An 11955-nucleotide genomic window follows, 5' to 3' on the forward strand; every position below is an offset into this window, starting at 1 on the left:
ACTTATGGATATCACTTCAATTATCGGCCTGCTGGCAGGCATTGCCGCAATGATCGGCGGCTTTCTCTGGGAGGGCGGGAGCCTATCCGGACTGCTGCAGCTGAATGCCGCGCTAATCGTATTTGGAGGCACGCTTGCCGCTGTACTCATCAGTTTTCCGGCCTCCAGATTACGCAGCGTACCGGCCGCTCTGCGCCTGGCATTCGGCAGGCATCCCGACACCACTCAGGAGAAAGCCGAAGAGCTGATCTCCATGGCTGCAATTACTCGGCGCGGGGGGGTGCTCGCACTGGAGAAGAGAGCGGAGGAGCATCCCGATACTTTTACCCGCGAAGGGCTCTTCCTTATTGTCGACGGCAACGATCCGGATCAGGTCCGGCAAATCCTAGAGCTGGAGATGGACGCCAAGGAACTGAAGTATGAAGGCTATGCCAAAATCTTCGAAGCCGCCGGCGGCTATGCTCCCACTATGGGCATCATCGGCACCGTAATGGGATTGATACGGGTACTCAGCAATCTGACGGACCCTTCTAATCTGGGGGCCTCGATCGCCGTAGCTTTTACAGCAACGCTCTATGGCGTAGCCAGTGCTAATCTTATATTTTTACCCATCGCCTCCAAAATCAAATCCCGCAGCCAAAGCGAACTGGGCAGTATGGAGATGTTGCTTGTCGGTATCCTGTCCCTGCAGAATGGGGATCATCCACACCTGGTTCGCAAAAAACTGACTGCCTTTATTCCCGATATCTCCCCGAGACGCAGCAGCAATAACAACCCGGGAGACCCGCTATGAGACAAAGAAACCGCCGCCAGGGGCGTAGTGGAGGTAAGGAGAACCGGGACCGCTGGATGATTACCTATGCGGATCTGATTACACTTCTGCTCATTTTTTTCATCATCCTGTATGCCATGAGCAGTCTGGATACGCAAAAATACGCGATCGTTACCGGGTCACTGTCTGATACCTTTAAGAGCGGTCCTTCTGTGCTTGAAGGCGGAAATGGAGTGCTGGATGGTAATCAGGGGAACACCGGAGCAGCAGTCTCGAATGAACAAGAAGCTGGCGGCAGCGCTGATGGCGGTCTGTCTTCCGGCGGCAATGGGAATGGGAATGGTTCAAACGGAACGGGCACGGATCCCTCCGGGCAAAACGGGGAGACTGCCGAACACCAGCCTTCGGCGCGTGAGCTCGCTTTTCGTGAGCAGGAGGCCAAACTGGCCGCGCTGATGGGTGTAATCACCAAATACGTGGAGGATAACAACCTTGGAGAGCAGATCTTTGTGGCGGATAAACCGCAGGGCATTGCCATCACGCTTAGCGACCGGTTCCTGTTCGATGCCGGCAAAGCTGAACTGAAATCGCCTGCCTTCCCGGCACTGCGCCAGCTATCCGGCCTGTTCCGCGGAATCGGTGCCACGATCAGCATCGAGGGACATACCGACAATGTTCCGGTAACCGCCGCTTCAGATTACACAGATAACTGGGAGCTATCCGGCGCCCGGGCATTGTCCGTCCTGCGCTTCTTCCTGGATAACGAGGGGCTTAGCCCCGATACTTTCCAATATGCCGGCTACGCGGATACCAGACCTGCCTACAATAACGCTACCGTTGAAGGACGGCAAAAGAACCGCCGGGTCGAACTTATTGTCCTGCGGCAGCTTCAGGAGGAAGAATAACACGTATCCGCAAGCGAATCAGCTCAGAGATCAGCAGATGAGAAGGCACGGCAACCATTTGCTAATATAAGGAGATTGAACGCTATGCAGACTACAAACGGAACGACACCGGATGCCACCCGTTTTCTCTATTTTCTGCGGCAGCTGGTTTCGCTGATCATGATTGTTTTTGCTCAGGGAATAATTACCTTCTTCATTGGTTTATTATCTGTATTCATGATGTTCTTCTCCTCCAATTACTTCTGGGGGGACTTGGCTCATGTTTATCCACCCGATAAACTAATGTATATAGGCATTGACTTCCTCATGGCCGGCGCAGCCTTTGCCTTGCCTTGGCTCGGGGTCTGGTGGATGCTGTACGGGTTGTCCGAGGATGGACGTATCCGCTGCTTCCCGCTCCTTCTGCTCTTTGCTTACTTGACGTTTGTTATCCTCTTCCTGCAGATTAATCCGGTCTATAACCCGGAAGCCATGATCCCTTCCTCCGCCGGAGAATCCACATTTCTGGTTTGTATGGGTATGTCTGCCGTGGTGCTTTTCCCGTTTTATTCGGCTGGTGTGTATTACTTCGTGCTCAAACCCAATGCCCGTCCCAGAAAAAGATACCGGTTTCTATTGCTGTGCCTTATCTTTGCCGTTGCTGGCCTGGCTCTATTGCCCGCCCTTTGGCACTTGGCTCCCAGCATTTATCCGGGGCTGCTTAGCTTTCCGGAATGATACGTAAAGACAAAAAGACAGACCTCTCACATTAGTGACATCTAATGTAACAAGAGAAGCCTGCCGTTTTTAGCCGGTTAGTACATCCAGTTAAACCATTTATTCTAAAATCCGAGTACATAAACGCTTGAAACTATTCCCCAACCAATTCCTTATAAGCAGCCGCATCCAGCAGGCCCGACACTGCATCCGCGAACTCAACATCTAGCTCCAGCTCAAAAATCCATCCCCCGCCGTAAGGCTGGTCGTTGATCAGTTCCGGGCTGGATTCGAGTGCGTCGTTGATCTTGGTAACCTTGCCGGATACCGGCGAGTACAGCTCTGACACTGTCTTAACGGACTCAATGCTGCCTACGCTGTCGCCTGCGGAAATGGCTGCACCGACTTCCGGAAACTCTACAAACACGATGTCGCCCAATAAATGCTGCGCATGATCCGTAATCCCCACACGTACTACGCGTCCTTCACCCTGCTGTGCCCATTCATGCTCTTCGCTGTATAGCAGGTTGTCCAACACTTCACTCATTTCCAAGCCGCCTCTTTTCCACATTTGGAGTTCTAAATTTAGTTATAGCCTAAGTTATGACCTTGCCTAATGTCAATATAACTGACAGGAAAATTAAATTTGTCATCTTTTTGACGTTTTTTGATTGACAGCGTGCTTGTAAACCCGGTTTAATGGAGTCAGTAGAAAAACATATCGTTTGCGAATGATGGCATAGGGAGAGACTGACCCTCAGGGGACAGCGCCGAAGGAGTAAGCCCGGGATGGGTGAATCTCTCAGGCAAAAGGACCTTTGCCGGACGCATCTCTGGAGAGCATCCACAGCCTGCAATGCAGGAAACGGATCACCAACGGGGAAACCTGCGGGCAGGATAGCAGGGTAACTCTCAGGTACAAAGGACAGAGCGAAAGTCAATTTATGCGACTCGTGCATAATGGCTTTCGCCTGTCCTTTTTCTCATGTAATCAGACCAAGGGAGTGACAAGATGGAGTCTTTGAGAAGAACGCCTTTTTATGATCTCTATGCCGCTTATGCGGAGTCCAGATGCATTGATTTCGGCGGCTGGGAGCTGCCGGTGCAGTTTACAGGCATCGTTAAGGAGCATGAAGCGGTCCGCCAGCAGGCCGGACTGTTCGATGTATCGCATATGGGGGAATTCATGGTTGACGGAAACGGCGCTGAAGCCTTCCTGCAGCAGATGACCACCAATGATGTCAGCCGCCTTGCAGACGGCGCGGCGCAGTATACCCTGATGCTCTATCCGGGCGGCGGAGTGGTTGACGATCTGCTGGTGTACCGCCTGGGCCATGAACGCTACATGCTCGTCGTGAACGCATCCAATATCGACAAGGACTTCCAGTGGCTGCAGGAGCATCTCACCGCTGAATTCAGCGGTGTCAGCCTGAAGAATGTCTCGGATGAGACGCTGCTGCTCGCGCTGCAGGGTCCGCTGGCTGAGACGATTCTGGCCGAAGTGACCTCTGCCCCGCTCGCAGAGCTGAAGCCCTTCCACTTCATCGAACACGCCGAGGTCTGCGGCGTATCTGTACTGCTCTCCCGCACCGGCTATACCGGTGAGGACGGCTTCGAGCTGTACGCCCCCGCCCACACAGCGGCTGCACTCTGGAACGGTCTGCTAGCCGCAGGCGCACCGCATGGCCTGACTCCAGCCGGACTCGGCGCACGCGACACGCTTCGCTTCGAAGCCAAGCTGCCGCTGTACGGCCAGGAGCTCTCGGCGGATATTACCCCGCTCGAAGCGGGTGTCCAGTTCTTCGTGAAGCTGGACAAAGCGGATTTCATCGGCCGTGATGCCCTGCTGAAGCAGAAGGAAGCCGGCCTGCCGCGCCGCCTGGTAGGACTTGAAATGATCGACCGCGGGATTCCCCGCTCCCATTATCCTGTATATGCAGACGGTGTGAAGATCGGTGAAGTCACAACCGGCACCCAATCCCCAACGCTGAAACGGAATCTCGGACTTGCCCTGCTGGATGCTGCCTATACTGAAATCGGCACAGAGGTGTATGTGGAGATCCGCGGCAAGCAGCTGAAGGCTGCCGTGATCAAAGCACCGTTCTACAAAAAGAGCCAAGGAGTGAAGCCGTAATGAAGCACCGCTATCTGCCTATGACGGAGCAAGACCGCGCAGAGATGATGGAAACTGTAGGAATTCAATCTATCGATGAGCTGTTCGCAGATATCCCGCAGTCTGTCCGCTACCAGGGAACGATGCCAATGTCCGGTCCGCTGGACGAATATGCGCTGCTGCGCCATATGAAGGGTCTGGCTGACAAAAATGCCGACTTTGATACCCACGCCAGCTTCCTCGGTGCCGGACTCTATGATCACCACATTCCGGTTGTCATTAACCATATTATTTCCCGTTCGGAATTCTATACCGCCTACACCCCTTATCAGCCGGAAATCAGCCAGGGAGAGCTTCAGGCAATCTTCGAATTCCAGTCCTATATCTGTGAGCTGACCGGCATGAAGGTCGCTAATGCCAGTATGTATGACGGCGCAACGGCCTTCTCCGAAGCAGCCGTGCTTGCCGCAGGCGCCACCAAACGCAAGAAGCTGATTGTCTCCCGTACAGTTCACCCGGAAGCCCGCCAGGTACTGCGCACTTCCGCCAATGCCTGGGGCCTGCAAATCGTGGAAATCGATTATAAGGACGGGGTTACCGATCTTGCCAAGCTGGCTGAGGCCATTGATGCCGATACTGCTGCCGTTCTGGTTCAGTCGCCCAACTTCTTCGGCGGCATTGAGGATCTGCGCCAGATTGAGCCGCTGATCCATGCGGTCAAAGGCCTCCTTGTTGTCAGCGCGAACCCCATTGCACTCGGCGTTCTGGAAACGCCGGGCAAGCTAGGCGCTGACATTGTAGTCGGTGATGCGCAGCCGCTAGGTATCTCCGCATCGCTTGGTGGACCAACCTGCGGATTCTTCGCGGTTGCTGAACCGCTGATGCGCCGCATGCCGGGCCGGATCGTCGGCCAGACCGTTGACCGTAACGGCAAGCGCGGCTTCGTCTTGACCCTGCAGGCGCGCGAGCAGCATATCCGCCGCGAGAAGGCGACTTCGAACATCTGCTCCAACCAGGCGCTGCTGGCGTTATGCGCTTCCGTCTACTTGTCCGTCATGGGCAAGGAGGGCATGCGTGAGGTTGGCGAGCTGAACATCCGCAAGAGCCATTATGCTGCCGGACGGCTGGCTGAAATCACCGGTGCAGAGCGCGTCTTCACCGCCCCGTTCTTCAATGAATTTGTCCTGAAGCTCCCGGAAGGCAGCAGTGTCAGCGAAGTGAACTCCAAGCTGCTGAAGGAAGGTTATCTGGGCGGCTATGATCTGGGCCGTGATTATCCAGAGCTGGCCGGACATATGCTGGTTGCCGTGACTGAGAAAAGAAGCAAAACCGAAATTGACGAATTCGCCACTGCACTGGAGGGCTGTATATGAAACCGGAACAAACCCTGATCTTTGAATTAAGCCGTCCCGGCCGCTCGGCTTACTCATTGCCTCTATGTGATGTGCCGCAGGAAGAGAGCATCAGCTCACTGATTCCCGAAGGCTTGCTCCGCAGCGAGGCGGTAGTACTGCCGGAAGTATCCGAAGTGGATGTTATCCGCCATTATACTGCCTTGTCCCGGCGTAACTTCGGGGTCGATAACGGCTTCTATCCGCTAGGCTCCTGCACGATGAAATATAATCCGAAGATCAATGAAGATGTCGCCCGCTTCACCGGCCTCTCCAAGATCCATCCGTACCAGCCGGAAGAGAGCATCCAGGGTGCACTTGAACTGATGTATACACTGCAAAAGGATCTCGCCGGACTGACCGGCATGGATGCCGTCTCCCTGCAGCCTGCCGCCGGTGCCCATGGCGAATGGACCGGCCTTATGATGATCCGCGCCTACCATGAGAGCCGCGGCGAAGTCCGCACTAAGGTCATCGTGCCGGATTCCTCGCACGGTACCAACCCGGCCAGCGCCGCTGCAGCCGGACTCGACACCGTCACCATCCCTTCCAATGATAAGGGAATGGTCGACCTTGAAGCACTGAAGGCCGCTGTCGGCAGCGACACCGCCGCGCTGATGCTCACGAACCCGAGTACACTCGGACTGTTCGAGACGCAGATCGCAGAGATCGCTGCAATTGTCCATGAAGCCGGCGGACTGCTCTATTATGACGGAGCGAACTCCAACGCCATCATGGGCATCACCCGCCCGGGCGATATGGGCTTCGATGTGGTCCATCTCAACCTGCACAAGACGATGAGTACTCCGCACGGCGGCGGCGGTCCGGGAGCCGGACCGGTCGGCGTGAAGGCGAAGCTGATCCCGTTCCTGCCGCAGCCGTCGGTGGTGCAGAACGAAGACGGCAGCTTCTCGCTCGACTCGGGCGGACCGGAGTCTATCGGCCGCGTCAAAGCTTTCTATGGCAACTTCGGTATTCTCGTCCGCGCTTACGCTTATATCCGCACCTACGGTCCGGACGGGCTGCGCGAGGTATCCGAGAACGCTGTGCTGAACGCCAACTATATGATGCACCGGCTGGCGCCTTATTTCGAAATTCCGTTCCCGGGCATCTGCAAGCATGAATTCGTCATGTCCGGCAGAAATCTGAAGCAATACGGCGTGCGCACGCTGGATGTGGCCAAACGGCTGCTCGACTTCGGCTACCATCCGCCGACTGTGTACTTCCCACTGACTGTAGAGGAATGCATGATGATTGAACCGACCGAAACCGAAAGCAAGGAAACCCTCGACGGCTTCATTGAGACGATGATTCAGATTGTTAAGGAAGCGCAGGAGACACCTGAGGTCGTGATTAATGCACCGCATACCACAGAGATCAGCCGTCTGGATGAGACCCAGGCCGCGCGGAAGCCGGTACTGAACTGCTCCTGCGGCTAAGTACTCCGGAAATAAGCTGCATATAAATAGCCGGGCAAGCGATACGCTAGTATCCCTGCCCGGCTATTCTTATGTATATATGGGCTCAGCGCGCCGTCTATGGCGTAAGCCTTTTGACGAATTGAAAGCGGTCATTCACCCGCATTTTGCTGTAGATACTCTTCAGCATGTTGCGCACCGTACCTTCACTGATGCCCAGATCACTCCCGATGTGCAGCGCGCTTTTCTCGAGTAACCACAGCCTTGCTACATCCTGCTCCCGCGCCGTCAGCTTATAATCCTGTAGAGTGGCTTCCAGCCGGTACTGCTGCATCTCCGGGTTCTTCTCCATCCACTTCTCCATAACATTCTCGGCAATCTGCTGCACGAACGGAATGGCGAATTCAATCGGTTCTCCTCTATTAAAAGAAATGTCCACATATCCATAGACAGTATCATCGTCCTGCAGCGGAGCACATACACAGTTCCAATTCTGGAAGGTCTGGTCGGAATGTTCCGCCCCTCTCACTACGCCGATGCGATTCATCTCCATAGCCAAGGATACAGCATTCATTCCCGAGCGCTGCCTGGATAAGCTGACCCCCGGACGCAGCTCCGCCTGATCCATCTCTTCCCGGGTCACCGGAGAAGAACAAACCAGCTCCAGAATGGTTCCCGCCCTGTCCGTCAGAAATACGACATAAGGAATGGAGAGCAGCTGGCTTAATTTATTCATTTCACTGCGGATGGAAGATATCATGGCTCTATGATAGATATGCTCTTTGGATTCTTCTGGATAAGAAACCCCGGACTGCCCGCTATTTAATTCGATTTGCTCTGCATCAAGCGGCCGGAAAGCTTCAAGCTGCTGTGCTTCCAAATCTCCGGGCACACTCCAGGCTCTAGATTGTTCAAAGATTCTCAGGACGATCCACCTCCATTTTTACCAATTATTATATAACCGATTTTAAAAGAAAGTATTATAACATACAATCACCGAATATAGAACATTCAGCATTGGACCTGTAAATGAACCTGCAAGCGCTATAAAATAGAGAAATCTGCAATCAAACATTACAAGTGGAAACGGCCCTGCTGTCCTTTAATAAAGATAGTACCGTTTCAGCAAGGAGGTTCTACTTTGCTTCGCATCGGCTATATCTCGGCAGCTTTGAATCTGGCGACCGCCTTGGTATCATTCATGCGCTTCGGCAGTAATTATGCACTGGCGATCATGATAAGCCATACACTATTGCTCTTCTTGGGTTACCGGCTGCTCCGCTCCAAAAGCCATCTGGCCCTAATCCCCCTGCTCACCGTCAGCTGCTCCTTCCTGATGTACAACGTGGTCTATGTTCTATTGAAGCAGATCAACCTTGTAGACCTTTACGCTGTAGACTGGAGAGTGGAAGTTCAGCTGGTGCTGCCACTGTTAATAGGGTTACTCCTCAAAGCCATTCTCGAACGAAGCGGCAAATCCCGGTTAGTCTAGTTAACCAGGGTAGCCGCTTTTTTGCAGCATCATTCGCCATAATAATCTAAATAAATATATTCATTCGATGGATTATGATAGTTTTCGACATTGCCGCGGTGATATATTTATTCATACGTCTTTTACATAGATTGGGATTCACAAATTTCATCTGCTGCGAAAATACGAACACGCTTTCAAAGTGAATTACAGGAGGGTTAGCCTTGAGTATTATTGAAGCCAGAGGGCTGAGCAAGTCCTTTATGCAGGCTGTGAAGGAGCCGGGCCTTAAGGGGGCGGTTAAACACGTGTTCCTCCCCCGGCATATTGAGAAGGTGGCGGTGAAGCCGCTGGATCTGAGTGTAGAAGCTGGCGAGACGGTAGCCTACGTGGGCCCGAACGGTGCAGGCAAATCGACCACGATTAAGATGCTGACCGGAATCCTCATGCCTTCAGCCGGCACTGTTTCTGTAAACGGTATCAATCCGTACAAAAAAAGAATGGACAATGCCGCCCAGATTGGCGCCGTGTTCGGCCAGCGTACCCAGCTGTGGTGGGATATCCCGATTGTCGAGTCTTTCTCGCTGCTGAAGGATATTTATCAGATTCCCGACGCTGTCTACAAGACGAATATGGAGCTGTTCATTGAAATGCTGGGGATGAGCGAGTTCATACATCTCTCAGCCCGGAAGCTCTCCCTGGGTCAGCGCATGCGTGCCGATCTGGCCGCAGCCCTGCTGCATAATCCGCCGATTCTGTATCTGGATGAGCCGACCATCGGCCTCGATGTATCCGTGAAACAGAAAATCCGCGAGTTCATCAAACAGATCAACCAGGAACAGAACACTACGGTCATGCTGACCACCCATGATCTGGGGGATATTGAGGATCTGTGCAAAAGGCTGATTATCATCGACCACGGGGCGATTATTTATGACGGCAGCCTGAGCGAGGTCAAGGCCCGTTTTGCCAAAAACCGTGTCATCTTCTTTCAGGTCGGATCCCCGATGCCGGAGTTATACGCGCAGCTCGCGCAGACACCCGGAATGAAGCTTGCGCAGCAGAGCGCGCAGGAATTCTCGGTCTCTTTTGACCGGTACGAATATACCGCCAGTGAAGTGGTGGGCCGGGTGATGAGATATGGCGAAGTGGTCGACTTCCGGATGGAAGATACTAATATTGAGCAGGTCATCAAGGCCGTCTATGACGGCAATCTGGATCTGAACGGAACCGGGAAATAAGGAGGCTTATACACGATGATGACGGCTGCCCAGTTTAAAATGTACAGAAGTATCGCGAACCGCTCCCTGCAAAAGGTTTTGGCCTACCGGATTTCTTACATCATTACCTTTCTGGCGAACTCTATCAATCTGCTGGCCATCTACTTTCTGTGGCAGGGCATTTACAGCGGGCGGGAGGTGGTAGGCGGCTATTCCTGGGACCAGATGAAAACCTATCTGCTGGTTACCTTCCTGGCCAACTCCGTGTTGTCCTGGTATTCGGAATCCGCTATTTCCGGCAAAATCCTGGACGGCAGCGTCGCTGTGGACCTGCTGAAGCCGATTGATTTCCAGACCGCAAGGTTCGCCGAAACCTTGGGTTCGAGCCTGCTCGAAGGCGGCATGAGTACGGTGCTGCTGATCCTGTTCGCCACCTTCCTGACCGGAGTCACCTTTCCGGGTTCGCTCCCTGTCTATATTTTGTTCGTAGTCAGTCTGCTCGGTGCAATCGTGGTGAAATTCGGCGTTGTCTATCTTGCGGCACTTTTATGCTTCTGGTCCACCGGATCGATGGGCATCGTCTGGACACGGATAGCATTGACCAATCTCCTGTCCGGAGCTTTGGTGCCCCTCGCCTTCTTCCCGGACTGGCTGGAAAAGCTGGCTCTGCTGCTGCCCTTCCAGGCTATCATTCATACGCCATCGATGATCTTTCTGCAGCAGGCGGATACCGGGGAGAGTCTGCGGCTGATCGGTATCCAACTTTTCTGGGGGGCAGCACTCTGGATTGCCGGCAGGGCAATGTGGAACTGGGCGGTACGCCAGGTAACTATCCATGGAGGCTAAGGCTGGAGGAGGCCGCAGAATGAAAATGTCCCAAATGCTCTACCTGTACAAGCGGCTGTATGTGCAGCAGCTAAAAGCGATTTTGGAATATAATAAGGACTTCTATATTTTGATGTGTTCTGCCGCCTTGACGCAGATTCTGGGGTTTGTCTTCCTCTGGGTAATCTATGACCGGATTCCGGATATTAACGGCTGGAGGTTCTGGGAAGTTACGTTTATGTACGCTATGATCTTCCTGACAGAGGGCATCGGCTCCTTGTTCTTCGAAGGGACCTGGCGGCTCGGGCGGCTGGTCAACATGGGTGAGCTGGACCGTTATTTACTGCGGCCTGTGCCCGTTGTCCTTCAGGTGTTCTGTACAGGGATCGGTATTAACGGACTCGGCAATCTGCTGATTGGCGGAGTGATCGTCTGGCAGTCGCTGGTGCATAGCCCGATTCACTGGACGCCGGGCAAAGCCGCCATTCTGATCCTGCTGTTTATTACTGCGGTCATCATCCGGGTATCGATCAACCTCGCCGGGAATTCCGCCGCCTTCTGGATCCGCAATGCGGGAAATGCCTTCCCGCTGATGGTGCATAACCTGTCCGATCTGGCCAAATATCCGATTACCCTGTTCCCTCAGGCGATCCGCATCTTTATTTCTACTGTGCTGCCCTATGCGTTCATCAGCTTTTATCCGGCAACCTATATTTTCGGCAAAAGCGGATGGTCCGGCTGGTGGCTGCTCGCCCCTGTTGCGGCAATAGGAAGTGCGGCTGCGGCTTATGGTATCTTCCGGTATGGATTGTCTAAGTATGAGAGTACGGGGAATTGAACGTCCGTTAAGTTATAAAAAGTCTATTTTTGGAGTAGGATCAGTGGTAGTTCATTGATGGACGCTCCGCAAACGGAACGTTGTTCCAATCGCTGTTGTGTCCAGATTTTTTTGATTTTACCTTATCGGTAAAAATCCGGACACAAAGGCGACCGCTGCCGCTTTTCCACAATCGTTCCGTCCGCTCCGCTGTTTAAGCGGGAATCGGGTTTACAACATTAAAAGAACAAAAGAAGAAACCTCCTTTTTGGTGTACTGGAAGTGCTAGCAACCGGTTCAATAGGGAGGTTTCTTTGTGCATACTGA

Annotated in this window: 12 protein-coding genes and 2 riboswitches; of the genes, 10 read left to right on the plus strand and 2 right to left on the minus strand. The window is 53.5% G+C overall.

Features of this window, described 5'->3' with window-relative positions:
• Positions 1-4 precede the first annotated feature (4 nt).
• The 3 genes from PBOR_RS31915 to PBOR_RS31925 all read left to right on the plus strand — a co-directional run bounded on the left by PBOR_RS31915 (position 5) and on the right by PBOR_RS31925 (position 2394).
• Positions 5-793, plus strand: coding sequence for a flagellar motor protein (locus PBOR_RS31915; protein WP_042217991.1), 789 nt, complete (start codon positions 5-7; stop codon positions 791-793).
• The gene (locus PBOR_RS31920) at positions 790-1677 is read left to right on the plus strand and encodes a flagellar motor protein MotB (protein WP_042217992.1); all 888 of its coding nucleotides are present in this window, start codon (positions 790-792) and stop codon (positions 1675-1677) included. The genes PBOR_RS31915 and PBOR_RS31920 overlap by 4 nt, the downstream gene beginning before the upstream one ends.
• A gap of 84 nt (positions 1678-1761) precedes the next feature.
• Positions 1762-2394 carry a hypothetical protein gene (locus PBOR_RS31925; RefSeq protein WP_042217994.1) on the plus strand — a complete coding sequence of 211 codons (633 nt, stop codon included), beginning with the start codon at positions 1762-1764 and terminating at the stop codon, positions 2392-2394.
• 133 nt (positions 2395-2527) lie between these two features.
• Here PBOR_RS31925 and gcvH read toward each other — a convergent pair whose 3' ends face one another.
• Positions 2528-2920: a glycine cleavage system protein GcvH gene (gcvH, locus tag PBOR_RS31930; RefSeq protein ID WP_042217995.1), complete on the minus strand. Its 393-nt coding sequence runs from the start codon at positions 2918-2920 to the stop codon at positions 2528-2530.
• 184 nt (positions 2921-3104) lie between these two features.
• Positions 3105-3201: riboswitch (glycine riboswitch) on the plus strand.
• Positions 3202-3204: 3 nt separating this feature from the next.
• Positions 3205-3304: riboswitch (glycine riboswitch) on the plus strand.
• An 81-nt stretch (positions 3305-3385) separates the two neighbouring features.
• Here gcvH and gcvT point away from each other — a divergent pair.
• Genes gcvT through gcvPB form a run of 3 tightly spaced genes read left to right on the plus strand, consistent with a single transcriptional unit; the run spans position 3386 to position 7316 of the window.
• Positions 3386-4507: a glycine cleavage system aminomethyltransferase GcvT gene (gcvT, locus tag PBOR_RS31935; protein ID WP_042217996.1), complete on the plus strand. Its 1122-nt coding sequence runs from the start codon at positions 3386-3388 to the stop codon at positions 4505-4507.
• Positions 4507-5859: an aminomethyl-transferring glycine dehydrogenase subunit GcvPA gene (gene gcvPA, locus PBOR_RS31940; protein ID WP_042217997.1), complete on the plus strand. Its 1353-nt coding sequence runs from the start codon at positions 4507-4509 to the stop codon at positions 5857-5859. The genes gcvT and gcvPA overlap by 1 nt, the downstream gene beginning before the upstream one ends.
• Entirely contained in the window at positions 5856-7316 is a 1461-nt protein-coding gene (gene gcvPB, locus PBOR_RS31945) for an aminomethyl-transferring glycine dehydrogenase subunit GcvPB (RefSeq protein ID WP_042217998.1), read from the plus strand. The genes gcvPA and gcvPB overlap by 4 nt, the downstream gene beginning before the upstream one ends.
• Positions 7317-7413: 97 nt before the next feature.
• On the opposite strand, the gene PBOR_RS31950 is transcribed toward gcvPB, so the two are convergent.
• On the minus strand, positions 7414-8187 hold the full coding sequence (locus PBOR_RS31950; RefSeq protein WP_157764180.1) for a helix-turn-helix transcriptional regulator: 774 nt from the start codon (positions 8185-8187) through the stop codon (positions 7414-7416).
• Between the two features lie 249 nt (positions 8188-8436).
• Here PBOR_RS31950 and PBOR_RS31955 point away from each other — a divergent pair, with 249 nt between their 5' ends.
• From PBOR_RS31955 to PBOR_RS31970, 4 genes are all read left to right on the plus strand, one after another.
• Positions 8437-8787 (plus strand): hypothetical protein, encoded by a 351-nt coding sequence (locus tag PBOR_RS31955; RefSeq protein ID WP_042218001.1) that lies wholly within the window; start codon positions 8437-8439, stop codon positions 8785-8787.
• A gap of 203 nt (positions 8788-8990) precedes the next feature.
• The gene (locus tag PBOR_RS31960) at positions 8991-10007 is read left to right on the plus strand and encodes an ABC transporter ATP-binding protein (protein ID WP_042218002.1); all 1017 of its coding nucleotides are present in this window, start codon (positions 8991-8993) and stop codon (positions 10005-10007) included.
• 15 nt (positions 10008-10022) lie between these two features.
• On the plus strand, positions 10023-10832 hold the full coding sequence (locus PBOR_RS31965) for an ABC transporter permease (RefSeq protein ID WP_245647961.1): 810 nt from the start codon (positions 10023-10025) through the stop codon (positions 10830-10832).
• A gap of 19 nt (positions 10833-10851) precedes the next feature.
• Positions 10852-11649, plus strand: coding sequence for an ABC transporter permease (locus tag PBOR_RS31970; protein ID WP_042218003.1), 798 nt, complete (start codon positions 10852-10854; stop codon positions 11647-11649).
• Positions 11650-11955 lie beyond the last annotated feature (306 nt).

Origin of the sequence: Paenibacillus borealis (assembly GCF_000758665.1) — a bacterium.
In the GTDB taxonomy this organism is placed as follows: Bacteria; Bacillota; Bacilli; order Paenibacillales; family Paenibacillaceae; genus Paenibacillus_AQ; species Paenibacillus_AQ borealis.